This is a genomic window from Rhodococcus sp. NJ-530 (genome assembly GCF_003860625.1).
GTDB classification, from domain to species: Bacteria; Actinomycetota; Actinomycetes; order Mycobacteriales; family Mycobacteriaceae; genus Rhodococcus_F; species Rhodococcus_F qingshengii.
The window spans coordinates 2,920,502-2,937,766 of sequence record NZ_CP034152.1 but is presented as its reverse complement, the minus strand read 5'-3'; the positions used below and the strand labels follow the sequence as shown (position 1 = coordinate 2,937,766).

General features: G+C 63.6%; 20 protein-coding genes. 8 read left to right on the top strand and 12 right to left on the bottom strand.

Going from position 1 to position 17,265, the window contains the following annotated elements:
- Positions 1-46 precede the first annotated feature (46 nt).
- Together EHW12_RS13875 and EHW12_RS13870 are read right to left on the bottom strand one after the other, a co-directional pair.
- Positions 47-1,315 (bottom strand): TRAM domain-containing protein, encoded by a 1,269-nt coding sequence (locus EHW12_RS13875; RefSeq protein ID WP_125051005.1) that lies wholly within the window; start codon positions 1,313-1,315, stop codon positions 47-49.
- A 48-nt stretch (positions 1,316-1,363) separates the two neighbouring features.
- Entirely contained in the window at positions 1,364-3,358 is a 1,995-nt protein-coding gene (locus tag EHW12_RS13870; RefSeq protein ID WP_007732857.1) for an APC family permease, read from the bottom strand.
- 171 nt (positions 3,359-3,529) lie between these two features.
- Here EHW12_RS13870 and EHW12_RS13865 point away from each other — a divergent pair, with 171 nt between their 5' ends.
- The 3 genes from EHW12_RS13865 to EHW12_RS13855 all read left to right on the top strand — a co-directional run bounded on the left by EHW12_RS13865 (position 3,530) and on the right by EHW12_RS13855 (position 5,271).
- A complete protein-coding gene (locus EHW12_RS13865) occupies positions 3,530-4,195 on the top strand; it encodes a TrkA family potassium uptake protein (RefSeq protein WP_003942587.1) in 666 nt (221 codons plus the stop codon).
- An 86-nt stretch (positions 4,196-4,281) separates the two neighbouring features.
- Complete coding sequence (locus EHW12_RS13860; protein ID WP_003942632.1) at positions 4,282-4,944, top strand: TrkA family potassium uptake protein; 663 nt, start codon at positions 4,282-4,284, stop codon at positions 4,942-4,944.
- Between the two features lie 33 nt (positions 4,945-4,977).
- Positions 4,978-5,271: a GNAT family N-acetyltransferase gene (locus EHW12_RS13855; RefSeq protein ID WP_007732853.1), complete on the top strand. Its 294-nt coding sequence runs from the start codon at positions 4,978-4,980 to the stop codon at positions 5,269-5,271.
- Here EHW12_RS13855 and EHW12_RS13850 read toward each other — a convergent pair.
- Together EHW12_RS13850 and EHW12_RS13845 are read right to left on the bottom strand one after the other, a co-directional pair.
- A complete protein-coding gene (locus tag EHW12_RS13850) occupies positions 5,264-5,977 on the bottom strand; it encodes a DUF3159 domain-containing protein (protein ID WP_007732850.1) in 714 nt (237 codons plus the stop codon). The two genes, EHW12_RS13855 and EHW12_RS13850, sit on opposite strands and share 8 nt — an antisense overlap.
- Before the next feature lie 52 nt (positions 5,978-6,029).
- A complete protein-coding gene (locus tag EHW12_RS13845; RefSeq protein ID WP_003942613.1) occupies positions 6,030-6,404 on the bottom strand; it encodes an OB-fold nucleic acid binding domain-containing protein in 375 nt (124 codons plus the stop codon).
- A 138-nt stretch (positions 6,405-6,542) separates the two neighbouring features.
- On the opposite strand from EHW12_RS13845, the gene EHW12_RS13840 reads away from it, so the two are divergent.
- On the top strand, positions 6,543-7,268 hold the full coding sequence (locus tag EHW12_RS13840; RefSeq protein WP_007732844.1) for an alpha/beta hydrolase: 726 nt from the start codon (positions 6,543-6,545) through the stop codon (positions 7,266-7,268).
- 11 nt (positions 7,269-7,279) lie between these two features.
- On the opposite strand, the gene EHW12_RS13835 is transcribed toward EHW12_RS13840, so the two are convergent.
- Both EHW12_RS13835 and dut read right to left on the bottom strand, forming a co-directional pair.
- On the bottom strand, positions 7,280-8,119 hold the full coding sequence (locus EHW12_RS13835) for a DUF3710 domain-containing protein (RefSeq protein WP_007732842.1): 840 nt from the start codon (positions 8,117-8,119) through the stop codon (positions 7,280-7,282).
- A 3-nt stretch (positions 8,120-8,122) separates the two neighbouring features.
- A complete protein-coding gene (gene dut, locus EHW12_RS13830) occupies positions 8,123-8,617 on the bottom strand; it encodes a dUTP diphosphatase (protein ID WP_003942635.1) in 495 nt (164 codons plus the stop codon).
- Between the two features lie 41 nt (positions 8,618-8,658).
- Between dut and EHW12_RS13825 the strand changes: the two genes are divergently transcribed.
- Positions 8,659-9,156: a DUF3093 domain-containing protein gene (locus tag EHW12_RS13825; RefSeq protein ID WP_003942596.1), complete on the top strand. Its 498-nt coding sequence runs from the start codon at positions 8,659-8,661 to the stop codon at positions 9,154-9,156.
- Positions 9,157-9,236: 80 nt separating this feature from the next.
- Here EHW12_RS13825 and EHW12_RS13820 read toward each other — a convergent pair whose 3' ends face one another.
- A complete protein-coding gene (locus tag EHW12_RS13820; RefSeq protein WP_003942593.1) occupies positions 9,237-9,539 on the bottom strand; it encodes a DUF4193 domain-containing protein in 303 nt (100 codons plus the stop codon).
- A gap of 533 nt (positions 9,540-10,072) precedes the next feature.
- On the opposite strand from EHW12_RS13820, the gene cei reads away from it, so the two are divergent.
- A complete protein-coding gene (cei, locus tag EHW12_RS13815) occupies positions 10,073-10,756 on the top strand; it encodes an envelope integrity protein Cei (protein WP_007732838.1) in 684 nt (227 codons plus the stop codon).
- Positions 10,757-10,762: 6 nt separating this feature from the next.
- Here cei and EHW12_RS13810 read toward each other — a convergent pair whose 3' ends face one another.
- Positions 10,763-11,641, bottom strand: coding sequence for an inositol monophosphatase family protein (locus EHW12_RS13810; RefSeq protein ID WP_125051003.1), 879 nt, complete (start codon positions 11,639-11,641; stop codon positions 10,763-10,765).
- 169 nt (positions 11,642-11,810) lie between these two features.
- On the opposite strand from EHW12_RS13810, the gene ppgK reads away from it, so the two are divergent.
- Together ppgK and EHW12_RS13800 are read left to right on the top strand one after the other, a co-directional pair.
- Positions 11,811-12,578: a polyphosphate--glucose phosphotransferase gene (ppgK, locus tag EHW12_RS13805; RefSeq protein WP_007732834.1), complete on the top strand. Its 768-nt coding sequence runs from the start codon at positions 11,811-11,813 to the stop codon at positions 12,576-12,578.
- Between the two features lie 178 nt (positions 12,579-12,756).
- Positions 12,757-14,115 (top strand): RNA polymerase sigma factor, encoded by a 1,359-nt coding sequence (locus tag EHW12_RS13800; RefSeq protein WP_019748245.1) that lies wholly within the window; start codon positions 12,757-12,759, stop codon positions 14,113-14,115.
- A gap of 69 nt (positions 14,116-14,184) precedes the next feature.
- Here EHW12_RS13800 and EHW12_RS13795 read toward each other — a convergent pair whose 3' ends face one another.
- From EHW12_RS13795 to EHW12_RS13780, 4 genes are all read right to left on the bottom strand, one after another.
- Positions 14,185-14,994: a tyrosine-protein phosphatase gene (locus tag EHW12_RS13795; RefSeq protein ID WP_007732833.1), complete on the bottom strand. Its 810-nt coding sequence runs from the start codon at positions 14,992-14,994 to the stop codon at positions 14,185-14,187.
- A gap of 21 nt (positions 14,995-15,015) precedes the next feature.
- Positions 15,016-16,188, bottom strand: a complete 1,173-nt coding sequence (locus EHW12_RS13790) for a cation:proton antiporter (RefSeq protein ID WP_003942634.1) — start codon at positions 16,186-16,188, stop codon at positions 15,016-15,018.
- Between the two features lie 7 nt (positions 16,189-16,195).
- Entirely contained in the window at positions 16,196-16,678 is a 483-nt protein-coding gene (locus EHW12_RS13785; protein WP_021344116.1) for a cation:proton antiporter regulatory subunit, read from the bottom strand.
- A gap of 86 nt (positions 16,679-16,764) precedes the next feature.
- Positions 16,765-17,142 (bottom strand): DUF952 domain-containing protein, encoded by a 378-nt coding sequence (locus tag EHW12_RS13780; protein ID WP_007732832.1) that lies wholly within the window; start codon positions 17,140-17,142, stop codon positions 16,765-16,767.
- Positions 17,143-17,265: the final 123 nt, after the last annotated feature.

The window sequence follows — 17,265 nt, the reverse complement described above, 5'->3', positions numbered from 1 at the left end:
AACGCGAGAAGCGTCACACCGTTTCAGGGAAAGATTTCGGGACGTCTCAGCGCTCGAGGAGCGCGATGCACTCCATGTGGTGAGTCTGGGGGAACGCGTCGAACGCCCGGAGGCCACCGATTCTGAAGCCCTGCTCCAGGTAGAGGCCGATATCGCGACCGAACGACGCCGGGTCGCACCCGATATGGACTATCCGCTCAGCGCCCGTTGCGGCGAGAGCTTCCACGACCGGCCGGCCGGCCCCCGCACGTGGCGGGTCGAGCACGACGACAGCAGGCGAACGCTCCAGATCCGCGATGATGTTCTCGACGCGGGCGCTGTGGAAGCGCACCTGACCGAGATCGGACAGCGCTGCCTGCCCGTCCGCGACTGCACGCGCCGAAGATTCGACGGACTCCACCACGCCGGACGGCCCGACAAGCTCGGCGAGCACAGCTGCGAACACGCCGACACCGCCGTAGAGATCCCAGGCCGTGTCCGCGGTAGCGGCTCCGGCCCACTCCCCGACCACCTGTGAGTACGCGGCCGCAGCGCCGCGATGGGCCTGCCAGAAACCGGTCGCGGCCAGCGCCCATTCTCGACTGCCGACGCGCTCGATCACTGTGTCCGATCCGATGGCAACTCGGGTCTTTCGCGGGCCGCCGCTTGCCGCTCGGCGTGCCATCGCGCCGCGTCGCCCGGGCGTCCGCCGTCCCGTCTTGGACACCGCGGGTGCCGCGATTTCCACGACGTGCCGCTCGCCGGCAGCGTCGAGAACAACCTGCAGCTCGCTACCTGGTGCCCACTGCGCACCGCCGAGACCGTCGTACGCGCTCTGATCGATCTGGGTGCACCGCAGGTCTGTGACGATCCGGTTGCTGCGGTACGCGTGGTATCCGGCGACACCGTGCCCGTCCACCGCCAACCGGACTCGCGTGCGCCAACCCGTTCCGTCTCCGGTTCCGGGCAGTTCCTCTACCTCGACGTCCGATTCGACACGAGCGAGTCGCAGAAGCTGCTCCCGCACGACCGAGGTCTTCATCTCACGTTGGACGCTCAGATCCGCGTGCGAGTAGTCGCAGCAGCCCGCCCCGCCCGGGCCGGAGATCGGGCATGTCGGATCGATCCGATGCGGAGAAGCGTCGAGAACGGCGATCGCGTCGGCGCGGCAGAACGATCCGCCCTTGTCCTCGGTCACCCGGACCAGCGCCCGCTCCCCCGGCAAACCGTGACGGACGAACACGACCCGCCCCTCGTGCCGGGCGACGACGAACCCGCCGTGACCGGGGTTGCCCAGATCGACCTCGAAGGTCTGTCCGGTCCAATTCTCACTCAACGAACTACGCCTGCCATTTCGATGTTGCCGATCATTTTTCGCCGGTGATCATTTCTCGCCGGTGTCGTAACCACGACGCGTCGCACCTGCGGTCTTCTCGATGTCGAGCGGCTTTGCCTTTGCCGACGAACTCAGCTGCCACGGAACGCTGGTCACCATCACGCCGGGCTGGAAAAGCAGACGACTCTTCAGACGAAGCGCGCTCTGATTGTGCAGGATCTGCTCCCACCAGTGTCCGACGACGTACTCGGGAATGAAGACGGTGACGACGTCACGCGGAGCATCGCGTCGTACACGCTTGACGTAATCGAGAACCGGCTTGGTGATTTCGCGGTACGGCGACTCGATCACCTTGAGCGGAACCGTCACGTCGCTCTTCTCCCACTCACGCACGAGTGCACGGGTGTCGGGCTCGTCGACGTTGACCGTGATGGCTTCGAGGGTGTCCGGTCGCGTTGCTCGCGCGTAGGCGAGAGCTCGCATCGTCGGCATGTGCAACTTCGAGACGAGCACGATCGAGTGCGTGCGGCTGGGCAGTACGCCGTCCCACTCCTGCTCCTCGAGCTCGGCTGCGACGCTGTCGTAGTGCTTGCGGATCATCTTCATCACGATGAAGATCGCGACCATCGCGACGATGGCGATCCATGCGCCGGCAGCGAACTTGGTGATCAGAACGATGATCAAGACGGTGGCGGTCATTGCCAGACCGATCGAATTGATCACTCGCGAGCGCTGCATACGGGCCCGTTGCGCCTTGTCGGTCTCGGACTTCAGATGCCGAGTCCAGTGCTTGATCATGCCCGTCTGGCTGAGCACGAACGAGACGAAGACGCCGACGATGTACAACTGGATGAGCTTGGTGACCTCGGCGCCGAACACCACGACGAATGCGATGGCAGCACCGGAGAGGAAGAGGATTCCGTTGCTGAATGCCAGTCGGTCGCCGCGCGTGTGCAGCTGACGCGGTAGGTACCGATCCTGCGCCAGGATCGATCCGAGTACCGGAAATCCGTTGAACGCGGTGTTCGCGGCCAGAACCAGGATCAGTGCCGTGACGATCGCCATGAAGAAGAAACCGATCGGGAAACCACTGAACACGGCTTCGGCGATCTGCGCGATCAAGGTCTTCTGATGGTAGCCCTCCGGCGCTCCGACCAGCTGTTCCTGCGGATTGTGTGCGTAGACGATGCCGATCTTCTGAGCCAGGATGATGATGCCCATCAGCAGGACGATGGCGATCGACCCGAGCAGCAGCAAGGTCGTGGCAGCGTTGCGCGACTTCGGCTTCTGGAACGCCGGTACGCCGTTGCTGATGGCCTCGACGCCGGTCAGTGCGGCACAGCCCGAGGAGAATGCGCGGGCGATCAGGAACGCGAAGGCAATTCCGTACAGATGCGAATCCTCGGCGTTGAGCGTGAACGACGACGATTCCGCGTGCACATCCTCACCGAGGACGTAGATCCGGAAGAATCCCCACCCGAGCATCAGGAACATGCCGACGATGAATGCGTAGGTCGGAATTGCGAACGCGGTCCCCGATTCACGGATACCGCGAAGGTTGACCGCGGTCAGCAACACGATCGCCGCAACCGCGAACAACACCTTGTGCTGCGCGACGAACGGCAGAGCCGAGCCGATGTTCGACGCCGCCGACGAGATCGACACGGCGACCGTCAGCACGTAGTCGACCATCAGCGCACTACCGACGGTCAGACCGGCGGTCGGGCCGAGGTTGACCGTCGCGACCTCGTAGTCGCCGCCACCGGAGGGGTATGCGTGGACGTTCTGGCGGTAGCTCGCCACCACCACAGCCATGACGATGGCGACGGACAATCCGATCCAGGGTGTGTACGCATACGCGGAAATACCCGCGACGGAGAGAACCAGGAAGATTTCTTCGGGGGCATACGCGACGGACGACATCGCGTCGGACGCGAAGACCGGTAGTGCAATTCGCTTGGGTAGCAGCGTGTGCCCGAGTTTGTCGCTTCGGAACGGCCGACCGAGCAGGAGCCGCTTGGTAGCGGTCGAGAGCTTAGACACGTGCAAAGCGTAAGCCGTCTCGCCCGATTCGGAGTCATCAGAGCCCCAACTTCACCTTTTGTCGTGACAACCGGCACGCGAGCGACCGTTGTACTTGCTCTTCCCGTGAGGGGCTGTACCGTTCGATTCGGCGTGCAATCGCGCCATGAGGGTCCATGAACGGAGTAGGGCGTGTATGTCGTCATCATGGGGTGCGGTCGAGTGGGTTCTTCCCTCGCCGCGTCTCTGACCAGGATCGGACATGAGGTCGCCGTCATCGACCGCGATCAGAGTGCGTTTCTGCGTCTCGATCTCGACTTCCCGGGAACCAAGGTTCTGGGAATGGGGTTCGACCGTGACGTGCTGGTCCGGGCGGGAATCGAGCGGGCCGACGCCTTTGCCGCGGTGTCCTCGGGAGACAATTCCAACATCATCGCAGCGCGAGTCGCACGCGAGACTTTCGGCGTCGAACGCGTCGTCGCACGTATTTACGACGCCAAGCGTGCCGCCGTTTACGAGCGACTCGGCATTCCCACGGTCGCCACCGTGCCGTGGTCGACGGATCGTTTCCTGCACACGTTGACCAAGGAAAGTCAGACTGCGAAGTGGCGCGATCCTTCGGGCACTGTCGCCATCACCGAACTTGCCCTGCACGAGGATTGGGCGGGCAAGCCGATCGCGCTCCTCGAGGGCGCGACCAGTTCGAGAGTCGCCTTCATCATCCGCTTCGGGACTGGCATTCTCCCCGACCGCAAGACTGTCATCCAGGCCGACGATCAGGTCTACATCGCCGCCGTGTCGGGAACCGTCGCCGAAGCTGTCGCACTGGCCGGCAACCCGCCGCCGAGCGACGACTGAGGGAGGCCGCAGATGACTGATCCGTACGCCGCCCCCCACAACAAGACTGCGACTGTGTTGCACTACAACGTGATTGGAAGTTCTCGATGAAGGTCGCCATCGCCGGAGCCGGCGCCGTAGGCCGTTCCATTGCGCGAGAGCTGATTCGAAGCTCACATGACGTCATGCTGATCGAACGCAAACTCGATCACATCGAACCGGAGTCGGTGCCCGAGGCGAAGTGGGTGCACGCGGACGCCTGCGAACTCAGCAGACTCGAGGACGCGTCGATGGAGTCGTACGAGGTCGTGATTGCCGCGACCGGAGACGACAAGGCAAACCTGGTCCTCAGTCTGCTCGCGAAAACCGAGTTCGGTGTTCGCCGAGTTGTCGCCCGCGTCAACGATCCCCGCAACGAGTGGCTCTTCGACGAGTCCTGGGGCGTGGACGTCGCCGTCTCGACACCGCGGATGCTCGCTTCGCTCGTCGAAGAGGCCGTCTCGGTCGGTGACCTGGTCAAACTGATGACACTGCGGCAGGGACAGGCCAACCTCGTCGAGATCACGTTGCCCGACAACACACCTCTTGCCGGAAAAGCCGTCAAGAAACTCGAACTTCCGCGAGACTGCGCACTGGTCACCATCCTGCGTGGCGGACGCGTGATCGTCCCGCAGATGGACGATCCCATCGAAGGCGGGGACGAACTGCTCTTCGTTGCGGCCGTCGACGCCGAGGATCAGTTGCGCGTTGCACTCCGCCTGGAGAATTGACCGACGAACACACTGACGACGAAAGGGAATCACATGGCACAAGCGCCCGAAAACACCGTAGTCACCGACAATCCGGCCCAGAGCCGGTACGAGATCCATGCCGACGGCGACCTCGCCGGGATCGAGGACTACACCACCTCCGGTGACGTCGTCTCGTTCAACCACACCGAGATCTACCCCGCCTTCGAAGGTTTCGGATTGGCCGGGATTCTCGTCCGCCAGGCTCTGGACGACCTACGAGCACGCGGCCTCAAGGTTCATCCGGTGTGCCCGTACGTCGTGAAGTTCCTCGACAAGCACCCCGAGTACCAGGACCTGATCAGCTGAGATCTCGGTCTTCGCGCGGCTTCGTCAGATTCACCGAGCCCACCTCTTCGGACCCTGCGTCCGTGGCGGTGGGCTCGCTGCTTTCGGGCTCCACAACCGGTTCAGGCTCGACGATGCGATCGGCCTTACGCACAGCCCAGACCGTCACGAGCAGCACCAAACCGGTCAACGGCCAACCCATGCCGATACGCGCGACTGCGAGCCATCCGGTGTGGTCGGTGTCGTAGAGCTGTGACTGAACGAGATACCGCGCACCGAAGACCAACGCCCACGCTGCCGTCGCGACGTCGTAGAGCCGGACGGCGGAGCTGTGCTTGCGCCAGAGATTGCCGTGCCCGTTGAGATAACCCCAGATGATTCCGACGAGGGGCCAGCGTACGAGGATCGAAATCAGGAAGACCGCACCGTAGGCGAGGCTCGTGTAGATACCGAAGAGGAAATATCCTTTGGCGTCGCCGGTGCGGTAGGCGATGAATGCGGAAACTCCGACTCCGAAAAAACCGGAAATAGCGGGTTGGAGGGAATCCTTGCGGAAGAGGCGCCAGGCCGCGATAGCGACAGCGACGCCCAATGCGGCCCAGATTGCCGCGGTGAGATTCCAGATGCTGTTGACCGGGACAAAAATCAGAATCGGCAAAGACGAATAGATCAGACCACTCAGCCCGCCGAGTTGGTCGATTACCGATCGCTGTTGTGTTTCAGTCACCTGTCGAGGGTGCCACAGTCACCGAGTTGCACGGTAAATGCGGGAAACGCGCCTATTCGCCGCGCAGTTCGTAATAAGGGTTGAAGATCGCCTTGCGACCGTCACGCTCGCCCACACGACCGCGGATCAGTAGGGTCTTACCGGTCTCGATTCCCGGGATCCGGCGACGCCCGATCCAGACGAGATTGATCACCTCGGTGCCATCGAAGAACTCGGCCTCGATGCTGGCATTTCCCGACTTGGGACACGCGTCGACGCTGCGGAGTCGGCCCACCATCGTGACTTCTTCACCGCGACGACAATCGCATGCCTTCTGACCTCCGGAAGCCTTGTTGGACTCGGCCATCTCCTGGGCGTCCAACTGGTCGACGTCCTCGGTCAGACGCTGGGTCAGTCGACGAAAATATCCTGCGGCGGCGGGTGCCATTGCGCGCTCCTGCGAACATGTGTGACGCAAGGGTTTCGCGTCACGTGAAGGGCTGTGTGATCGCCACTGTAGACCCATTACGAGCGTGTAACCACACCGGTCAGTCCGCGCCTCGGGGGCACCGGGCAAGATCAAGAGATGCAGAACTCGGAATTGGCGACCGTTGCCGTCGTTCTCCCAGGTACAGGCTCTGACGCCCACTTCGCGGACCGCGCATTCCGGGCGCCGCTGGAGGCTCTGGGTGTGCGCATCGTCGCAATTGAACCCGACCCTCGGCGTGTCGTGGACGGCTATCTTGACGCGATGGACAGAGCCGCGGACACGCACGGCCGAATCATCGTCGGAGGGGTCTCGATCGGAGCGGCCGTTGCACTTCAGTGGGCCGCCGACAATCCCGATCGAACCGTGAGTGTGTTGGCAGCGCTTCCGGCCTGGACGGGCTCGGCCGACGACGCCCCCGCAGCAGCGAGCGCGCGGTTCACCGCCGGGCAACTGCGCTCCGAAGGCTTGGAGTCGGTGATCGCTGCGATGCTCGCGTCGAGTCCGGCGTGGCTCGGAGCCGAACTCGAGCGCTCCTGGCGCTCTCAGTGGCCCGATCTCCCGGCTGCGCTCGACGAGGCGGCGTCGTACCACTCACTCGGCGAGAGCGCGCTACGGGCGGTAGGCGTTCCGGTCGGCATTGCGTCGGCGATGGACGATCCGGTTCATCCCGCGTCAGTGGCGCAGGCCTGGGCGGCTTCACTCCCCCGCGGCGCAGTCGCCACGACGACGCTCGACATGATCGGGCGCGACCCCGCGGTTCTCGGGTCCACCTGCATCAAAGCGCTCGCGGCGATCGAATCCGATACCACCGCGAGCGCCTGAAGAAAATCCTGTTACTGACCCAATTGCTGCATGGCAGAACCGGATTCGCCGCTACGAGGCGGCGGGGTCGGCCGTGCTGGAGGTGCCGGCGGAGCGGGCGGTGCTGACTGCTGTTGCTGCTGGGCGGCGACCTGTTGCTGCTGCGCTGCCGCCAACTGCTGCTCGTGTGCGGCCGCCAACTGCTCGGCGAGCACCTGCGGGAGCACCACGGGCAGCGGTGTCCGCACCGGATGCGGCTCTGATCCTCGGTTGACGACGGTGTCACGCAAGATGTCCCGTGCGATTGCCACCAGAGGGGCGTTCGCGGCGGTGGATCCACTCGGACCCGCGACCACGCAGCGCACCATCCACCGGGGACCGTCGACGCCGATGAACCGCAGGTCCATGTTGGCCGTCACAGCAGCCAGTTCACGGCCCCACGGGCCGTTCTCGACGCTCACCGCGGAATTGTCGTCGCGAAGCGACTGCGCGAGCTCGGCAACGACCTCACGCCACTGACCGGGCGATTTCGGGGCGGCGTAGGCAGCAACCGTGATGCGGCCGTGCTCGGTGACCAGGTGCACGGCCTGCGGCGAACCGTTGGGCGCCATCTCGACCTGCAACTGCCCGCCGGTCGGCATCGGCACCAGAACGGAACCGAGATCAAGACGCTGACCGTCACGGCCTGCCGTCGGATCGTCGGAATCGATCTCCGAGATGTCGTAAGGGCCTTCCGATTCGCCACCGAACTCGTCGCCGGTGACTTCGAGATCGTCTTCGACCTCGTCGATCTCCACCGACTCATCGTTCTCGTCACCGAAGAAGCTGGTGGTTTCCTCGTCGACGTCTGTCTTCTTCTTGCGTCCGAACATGATTCAGACTCCCTCTCCGACTACCGCGCCAGGCGCATCGGTATCGAGTATCGCGTGCCCGCCGCTGGAACCGTAGCCTCCGGTTCCTCTGGTCGTGTCGTCCAGCGATTCGACTTCCTCGAAAACCGGAAGTTCGACTCGTTGAACCACGAGCTGAGCGATTCGGTCACCGCGGCGGATGTCGATGGCTGTGGCCGGATCGAGATTGATCAAGCAGACCTTGAGTTCGCCCCGGTATCCCGCGTCCACGGTTCCGGGCGCATTCACGATCGACAGTCCCGATTTGGCGGCGAGTCCGGAACGCGGATGGATCAACCCGACGGTGCCCACCGGCAAAGCGATCGCGATCCCCGTTCCGACCAGTGTTCGGTGGCCGGGCTCGATGGTGACGTCGCTGGTGGAGCACAGATCCACACCCGCATCTCCGGGATGCGCACGCTGTGGAACGGGCAGGTCTGGATCCAGTCGCTTCAAGGCGATGGAGAGATGGTCGCTCACGTGGGCCAAGACTACTCGTAGCGACGGACTATCCTTGACAGGTGCCCGAAACATCTCGACCTGACGTCGCCACCACAACGCCCCCGTCCACGACGCTGTACTCCGAGCGCCTGTGGGTGCCGATCTGGTGGTGGATCGCCGGGTTGGCCGTAGCCGGACTCCTCGCGGCCGAGGTCCACATGGGCCGCCCGGGGCTTCTCTCGTACCTGGCGTACGTCGTACTACTCCCGATCCCGATCTGGGCGGCATTCTGGCTCAGCCGGATGCGCGTCGAGGTAGTGGAGACAGCAGGGGTGAAGGAACTGCACGTGGGTAGAGCCCACCTGCCGGTCGAATTGATTTCACGGGCGGCAGCAGTGCCGGCTTCCGCGAAGAGTGCTGCGATGGGGCGCCAACTCGATCCGTCGGCGTTCGTCCAGCATCGGCCATGGGTCAAGACAATGGTGTTGATCGTGCTCGACGACCCGGAGGATCCCACGCCGTACTGGTTGGTGAGCACACGTCGTCCCGCTGATCTGCTGGCTGCGCTGGATCTCTGACCAGCGCGGTCACAGCAAAGCAGTACTTCCCGACCCTTGGTCGACCCTCGCGCTGACGGGTCGACCACCGGGAAGGGAGATCAGGCAGCGCAGTCCATGCATACGAGCTGTCCGTTGGCATCACTGGCCAGGCGGCTGCGGTGATGAACCAGGAAGCAGCTCGAACACGTGAACTCGTCTGCCTGCTTCGGAACAACTCGAACCGAGAGCTCCTCGCCGGAAAGGTCGGCACCCGGCAGCTCGAAGGACTCCGCGGTGTCCGTCTCGTCGATGTCGACGACGGCTGACTGCGCTTCGTTGCGTCGCGCCTTCAGCTCCTCGAGCGAGTCCTCCGAAACCTCGTCGGACTCTGTACGCCTCGGTGCGTCGTAGTCAGTTGCCATCTCGTCTACCCCATCCTCTTCGTGTATCCCGGTCCCGTGTGCGCCGAGAATCCGGTAGATCCTTGATGCGCATGGAAACCGCCGTGGCATCCAGATCATTCCCTGTCGCTGCATAACGCTGCAGGACCGGAATTAGTGCCCGGAAGTTCCTTCCGAGAACGTGATCTGCGCCTCATTTGGTTGTCATTTCGGCGTCCGGCCGATGCCCAGTTGAACGACCTGGGCCGCCAGACAGTAGCCGACGTGAGCACGAAAGTAGTAACCGAATCGGAAATTTCCGAAAAATGACTGCGAATTGTCACCAAGGCAAGAGCAAGCTGTGACCTTTCCAGGATGTTTTCGGGCCGAATCCGGGTAGAAACAGGCCGGTAATCGGCCAACTGCCGTTTCGCAATCGACAAGGACTCGACGCGTCGAGCCTCGCTTCGGCTGTCTCGTCACACAGGCCCTCTAAGGTAGGCACCGAACGTCATGCTGGCGCCGCTCGGCCCGATGGCGAAGTAGAAGTTTCGTCAAGAAAGTCGAGGGATACCGTGGTTTCTCTGATCACCGAAGGCAGCTCTACCGATGACCAGGGACGTCCGTTCCGCCGTCGGCGCGCGTGGCCGGTGATCGCCGTGTTCGCGGTACTCGCATTGATCGGCAGTGTCTTGTGGGTCCGCATCCTGAGCGCCGAGGCGGAAGTCAGTGACACCGTCGCCTGCAACCTGCCGCAACCTTCGTCCGATCCTTCGGCAGCGGCGCCACTACCGCTGGGAACCGTCGTCGACCGCTCGAAGCTGCTCGACGTGGATCCCGCTCCCCTCGCCGCCACCAAGGTTCGTGTGTTCAACGCCAACGGTGAACACGGTCAGGCGGCCCAGGTGGCAGCGCAGCTGAGCGAGTTCGGCTTCTCCAGCGCGCCGGACGTCCAGTTCGGAAACGACCCCGTCTACGTCGACCAGAACATGGAGTGCCAGGGTCAGATCCGATTCGGAGCGAACGGCCTCGCCGCCGCCAGTTCCGTCTGGCTGGTCGCCCCCTGCGCCGAACTGGTCCAGGACGGCCGCGGCGACGACACCGTCGACCTGGCTCTCGGCACGTACAACAAGGGCGCCCTGACCCCCAACACCGACGCCACCGCGATCTTGCATGCTCTGGCCGAGCAGCCCGCAAACGCCGAAGTCGCTCCGATGGACATCGCACTGCTCAAAGCAGCGCGCACGGCGCGCTGCTGACAGGCCTCAGCTCGGAATCGGCTGATCTGCGCCGGTAGCTCCGAGCATGTGCGCGAACTGCTCGGCGATCGCCGGAGCGACCGCGTAAACGACATCGCCGTCGGCCGACGTGGAATTTGGCGACGGGACGTTGATCACGGCGCCCGCTTCGGAAGCGATCAAGGAGCCGGCTGCCCAGTCCCACGGACTCAGTCCGTGTTCGAAGTGAGCGTCGACCCGGCCGGTGGCAACCATGCACAGATCCAACGCAGCCGAACCGATGCGTCGGATGTCGCGGACCTGCGGCAGGATCTGCCCGATCAACGTGCCCTGCACCTTCCGGCGATCCGCTCCGTAACCGAAGCCGGTGGCCAACAGCGCCATTGACAGCTCGGTCACCTCATTGGCTTGCAGGTCGCTGACGACGCCGACGGCCGTGGTCATGGTTGCACCGCCGCCCCGATGCGCGGCGTACGTGGTTTCCAACGACACGTCGACGACAGCCCCGGCTACCGAGAACCCGTCGATCTGTACGGCCACCGAGATGGCGAACGCGGGGATTCCGTAGAGAAAATTCACCGTGCCGTCGATGGGATCGACAACCCATCGAACTCCCGCGGAATCGTCGGTGTCTCCGCCACCTTCCTCACCCAGGATCGAATCTGCAGGGCGCAATTGCGCCAGAAGGTCGCGAATCACTTGTTCGGTTTCGGTATCGACCACCGTGACGGGATCGGTGGGCGTGCTCTTCGCCGCAACCGAACCACCCTCGGCGGCACCGGAACCCACCAGGCCGAATACCTCGGGCCGACGCAAACGGACGTGTTCGGCTGCGCGTTCGGCGACGGCTACGGCTACTTCCCGCAACTGTGCGGGGTCCAGAGAATCGGCGGAAAAGTCGGGCAACGTTCTTTCTGAAGGGCGCACCGGACCATCGCAACACATCTCTACCGAGGGGCACCACTCGAACGTCTCGAGGTGGACGGTTCGAGAGGACGCGCCCGGGTCCTTGTTCGGGTTAGTGTTTGCAACGGTAGATCGTGACCTCGAATTCGACACTCAGGAGCGCAGGACGATGACAACCACAGGTTTCGGGATCGACGTTGGCGGCAGCGGCGTCAAGGGCGGCACGATCGACCTGAGCACCGGGGAAATGATCGGTGACCGCATCAAGATCCTGACCCCGCAGCCGTCCACACCCGATGCGATCGCGGGCACTGTCGCCGAGATCGTCGAGCAGGCCAAGTGGACCGGTCCGGTCGGCATCACCTTGCCCGCTGTCGTGACCGGCGGCGTCGCGCGAAGCGCCGCGAATATCGACAAGTCCTGGATCGACACCGACGCCGCCGCTCTGTTCGGCAAGGCACTGGGCGGGCGCGAGGTCACCGTCCTCAACGACGCCGACGCTGCCGGAATCGCCGAGGACTCGTTCGGAGCGGGCAAGGACACCTCCGGCGTCGTGATCTTGTTGACCTTCGGCACCGGAATCGGATCTGCCGTGCTGCACAACGGAGTTCTGTTGCCCAACACCGAGTTCGGCCACCTCGAGGTCGACGGCAAGGAAGCCGAGCACCGGGCGGCGTCGTCGGTGAAGGAGAAGAAGGACTGGAGCTACAAGGAGTGGGCGGTCGAGGTCTCGCGAGTTCTGACCACCTTCGAGAACCTGCTCTGGCCAGATCTCTTCATCGCCGGAGGCGGAATCAGCCGCAAGCACGAGAAGTGGATTCCGCACCTGACCAACCGCACGAAGGTCGTCCCCGCCACCCTCCTCAACACCGCGGGAATCGCCGGAGCTGCGCTCGCATCGGTCGGACTGACCAGGCCGGCCCCCGTCGCCGGATGAGAAAACCTGCACGTGAAAAGCGGAAAATCTACCTGTTACGGCCCGCCGTGACGTAAGAGTTTCCTGAGAGTCGTTACAATGGTGAAGTCCGGCTGCGCGCCGGCCAACAACCATTGACCTCTCCGCCGGATCACCACTCTGGCGTGACGCCGCACGACACCGTCACGAAAGGGCGTACGTGGCAGCCACCGATACACGTCAGACTGCTGATTCTCCATCAGAGTCAGAGCCACAATCTCCAGCCGTGGAGGCGGCCACCGTCACCGCTCCGGCAGCCAAGAAGGCTCCGGCGAAAAAGGCCCCCGCCAAGAAGGCAGCAGCAAAGAAGGCTCCGGCCAAGAAAGCTCCGGCCAAGAAGGCAGCAGCTAAGAAGGCCAGCCCCAAGAAGGCCGGCGATCCTGACGCCGAAGACGGCGATGTCGAGTTGGAAGACATCGACATCACGGACGGCGACCTTGCCGAGGTCGAGTCCGATGTCGTCGAGGTCGTAGCAGTCGGCGAAGACGAAGAGACCGCTGCAGAGCCGTCCGAGAAGGACAAGGCTTCCGGCGACTTCGTCTGGGACGAGGAAGAGTCCGAGGCTCTCCGTCAGGCACGCAAGGATGCCGAACTGACGGCGTCCGCCGACTCGGTTCGCGCTTACCTCAAGCAGATCGGCAAGGTCGCACTCCTCAACGCCGAAGAGGAAGTCGAACTGGCCAAGCGCATCGAGGCCGGCCTCTACGCCGTGCAGATCATGCAGGACCTCGCTGACAAGGGCGAGAAGTTGCCTGCGGCTCAGCGACGCGACATGAGCTGGATCTGCCGCGACGGCAACCGCGCCAAGAACCACCTCCTCGAGGCCAACCTCCGCCTGGTCGTCTCGCTGGCCAAGCGCTACACGGGCCGCGGTATGGCGTTCCTGGACCTCATCCAGGAAGGCAACCTCGGTCTGATCCGTGCAGTCGAGAAGTTCGACTACACCAAGGGTTACAAGTTCTCGACCTACGCCACGTGGTGGATCCGTCAGGCCATCACCCGCGCAATGGCCGACCAGGCTCGCACCATCCGTATCCCGGTGCACATGGTCGAGGTCATCAACAAGCTCGGCCGTATCCAGCGTGAGCTGCTCCAGGACCTGGGCCGTGAGCCCACGCCGGAAGAGCTCGCCAAGGAAATGGACATCACGCCGGAGAAGGTGCTGGAAATCCAGCAGTACGCGCGTGAGCCGATCTCTCTCGACCAGACCATCGGCGACGAGGGCGACAGCCAGCTCGGTGACTTCATCGAGGACTCCGAAGCTGTTGTCGCAGTCGATGCCGTCTCGTTCACCTTGCTGCAGGATCAGCTGCAGTCGGTACTCGAGACGCTGTCCGAGCGCGAAGCCGGCGTGGTTCGCCTCCGCTTCGGTCTCACCGACGGTCAGCCGAGGACTTTAGACGAAATCGGACAGGTCTACGGCGTCACGCGTGAGCGTATCCGCCAGATCGAATCGAAGACGATGTCGAAGCTGCGCCACCCGTCGCGTTCGCAGGTTCTGCGCGACTACCTCGACTAGTCACACCAGCTATGCACACAAGAGCCGCTCTCCGGATCGCCGGAGAGCGGCTCTTGTGCGTTTGCCGCCTCAGACCAAGAGTGTGTCCCGGAGTTGTGCGACATCGTCCTCGCTCAACTGAAGGCCGTCCCGGACGTAGTTGTCGAAGTTGCCGTACACCCGATCCACCGTGGCGAAAGACGTGTCCAGCCAAGACTGTTCGACGCCGTCGATGAACGCGCTCCCCGTGCGGGGTCCGGTGAGGTACTGATTGCTGAGCATGTAATCGGCGTTCACGTCGGTGCGACTCACGCCGAGGACGGTCAGGAGAACTGCGGCTATCCAACCGGTACGGTCCTTGCCCGCCGAGCAGTGGTAGAGGACTGAACCGTCGGTGTTCGCGACGTTCACCAGCGCGTCGTGGAATGCGCGGCTCGCCCCCGGATCGGTCACCATCAACGCGTACATCGTCGGCATGTCCACCAGCGCCGGGAGGTTGGCGGGGTTGGTTCCGATGACGTCGAACCAGTTGCTTCGCGCCCCGTTCGGAAGGCGATCCTGCGAGAGCGTTCGTTCGACGACCGTACGGAAGTCGTCGACCGATTCCACTCCGCGTTCGCTCAACGACGCGAGATCCGACGGTGTCAGCTTGTCGAGGGCATTCGAGCGAAATACCTTCCCCCACCGAACGGTCTGCCCGTCCGCGGCGTCGTAGCCACCGATGTCACGCGCGTTCGACGCACCCTCGAGGTGTAGCGATCGATCCGCGGCAACCTGCGCAGCTGTGGGTCCGGCGTGGTCGAGAGCGGGAATTCCACCGGCGAGCGCCGGGACCGGTGCACACGAGATGATCAGCGCACACAGAGCGGTCGCGGCGGGACGGGCGATTCTGTTCGACATCCGGACAGAATAGGACCGCAATCAGGACTTCGTACGAACCTTGATGTACAACGAGGCGACCGGTTCGATAACTCTTGCCGCCACCGGGCCGATGACCGCCATCAGGAGCACGTAAGCAGTTGCCAATGCGGCAAGTTCGGCGTCGACGGCGCCTGCGGACACCGCGAGGCCTGCGATGATGATGGAGAACTCACCGCGGGCGATCAGAGCGGCACCGGCGCGCGCCTGACCCATTCGCGCGACACCCTGACGTCTGGCCGCCCAAGCGCCGGTTACCAGCTTCGTGATCGCCGTGACCACTGCCAGGATCGCGGCCCATCCGAGGACTGGCGGAATGGAACTGGGATCGGTGTTGAGACCGAAGACCACGAAGAACATTGCGGCGAACAGATCTCGAAGGGGCTCGAGCACGCGACTGGCATTGTGCGCCGTCGACCCCGAGATCGCGATTCCGAGGAGGAATGCGCCCACAGCCGCCGACACCTGCATCGCCGAACTGATGCCGGCGACCAACAGTGCGGCACCGAGCAGCTTGAGCAGGAGCGTCTCACTGTCGGGACTGTCGAGGAGGGCGGAGACGTACCGTCCGTATCGGAGGGCCACGACAAGAACCACGGTGATGACCAACAACGAGATCCCGACCGCTTCGAGCCCGCCCATGAAGCTCACGCCCGCGAGCATCGCGGTCAGAATCGGCAGGTACAGCGCCATCGCCAGGTCTTCGAACACCAGAATCGACAGCACGACCGGTGTCTCGCGGTTACCGAGGCGCCCCAGGTCGCTGAGCACCTTGGCGATGATTCCCGAAGACGAGATGTAGGTGACGCCGGCCATGACCGTCGCCCCCACGACGCCCCAGCCGAGCATCAAGCCGACAACCGCGCCAGGGGTGGCGTTGAGGACGATGTCGACGATGCCGGCTACCCGCGAGCGTTTGAGACCGGTGACGAGCTCGGCGGCAGTGTATTCGAGCCCCAAGAGCAGCAAGAGCAGGACGATCCCGATCTCACTTGCCAGATGGGAGAACTCGCCGATGTCGCCGAGCTGGATGAAACCGCCCTGTCCGAAGCACAGGCCGCCGATCAGGTAGAACGGGATCGGCGACATGCCGACGCGAGCAGCGAGCCGTCCGAGCAGTCCGAGCGCGAAGAAGACCGCGCCGAGTTCGATCAGTGCGAGGGTGGTTGTGTCCACGCGCCAGTCAGCCGTTGGCCAAGATTTTTGCCGCTGCAGCCAAACCGTCCGGCGTTCCGACTGCCACGAGAAGGTCTCCCCCGGTGAACGTGAAGTCGGGGTTCGGAGACGGGCTCACCTGTCCTGCGCGCATGACGGCGACGATGGACACTCCGGTGCGCGTGCGCATGCCGGTGTCCCCGAGGGTCTGTCCGTCGTAGCGAGAACCGTCCTTGATGTAGAGCTGTTTGGTTCGAATGCCCGGAAGGTCACGGTGCTCTTCCTCGAGCTGAGCAACGAGCTGTGGGGCACCCAGGAGATTGCTGAGCGCTGCCGCTTCCTCGGTGGTCAGAGGCAGCGAGGCAGCACACGCGTCAGGGTCGTCTGCCTTGGAAACGATGAGGTCGGTATGACCGTCCCGATGGGTGACGACACCCACGCGACGACCGGAAGACAGAACAAAATCCTTGCGCGTCCCGATCCCCGGTAGTGGGGTGACTTCTACGTTCATATACCAACGGTAGCGCCGATCGGTGACCTGCATCGCGGGAGGGCCGTTATCCGCGGGGAGCACTTCGCGGCGAGCGAACCGGCGACCTACCGAACCGGCGAAAACACGCCGTTCTCGCCCGGAAAATACTCGACGACAGCGGTGACGGCTGCGACGGGAATCGGGGCGTACAGATGCGGGAATCGCATCGATTCCGGGTCCGAGGGGACACCCGGTTCGTACTTGACCTGACCGCCGAGCAAGGCCGGATCGATAGCCAGAAGGACTATGTCGTCACGGCCGGCAAAGATCCGATTGGCCGGGAGATGAACTTGCGCCGGAGTCGACATGTGGACAAATCCCTCCGCCTCGAATCCGTCGGGGATACGTTCACCGAGCTGTTGTGCCCGCGCCCACTCCTCGCGCGTGCACATGTGGAGCAACTCGACGCTCTCGTCGACAAGTGGTTCGCGTCCCGGGTTCATCCGCCCAGAATATCGGGCTGAGGTCGGCGATCCGAATCAGCTGTCAGCGAACAATCTTCACCCGAGAATGCCTGCCCAGCGCATTTCCAGTGAGACACAACACTAAGAAACGCCTTCGGGAAC

Excerpts from the sequence above, each read along its gene's own strand:
- EHW12_RS13860 (WP_003942632.1), top strand. The coding sequence starts at position 4,282 with ATGAAGGTCGCCATCGCCGGAGCCGGCGCCGTAGGCCGTTCCATTGCG.
- EHW12_RS13855 (WP_007732853.1), top strand. The coding sequence starts at position 4,978 with ATGGCACAAGCGCCCGAAAACACCGTAGTCACCGACAATCCGGCCCAG.
- EHW12_RS13845 (WP_003942613.1), bottom strand. The coding sequence starts at position 6,404 with ATGGCACCCGCCGCCGCAGGATATTTTCGTCGACTGACCCAGCGTCTG.
- EHW12_RS13840 (WP_007732844.1), top strand. The coding sequence starts at position 6,543 with ATGCAGAACTCGGAATTGGCGACCGTTGCCGTCGTTCTCCCAGGTACA.
- EHW12_RS13835 (WP_007732842.1), bottom strand. The coding sequence starts at position 8,119 with ATGTTCGGACGCAAGAAGAAGACAGACGTCGACGAGGAAACCACCAGC.
- EHW12_RS13820 (WP_003942593.1), bottom strand. The coding sequence starts at position 9,539 with ATGGCAACTGACTACGACGCACCGAGGCGTACAGAGTCCGACGAGGTT.
- ppgK (WP_007732834.1), top strand. The coding sequence starts at position 11,811 with ATGACAACCACAGGTTTCGGGATCGACGTTGGCGGCAGCGGCGTCAAG.
- EHW12_RS13795 (WP_007732833.1), bottom strand. The coding sequence starts at position 14,994 with ATGTCGAACAGAATCGCCCGTCCCGCCGCGACCGCTCTGTGTGCGCTG.
- EHW12_RS13785 (WP_021344116.1), bottom strand. The coding sequence starts at position 16,678 with ATGAACGTAGAAGTCACCCCACTACCGGGGATCGGGACGCGCAAGGAT.
- EHW12_RS13780 (WP_007732832.1), bottom strand. The coding sequence starts at position 17,142 with ATGAACCCGGGACGCGAACCACTTGTCGACGAGAGCGTCGAGTTGCTC.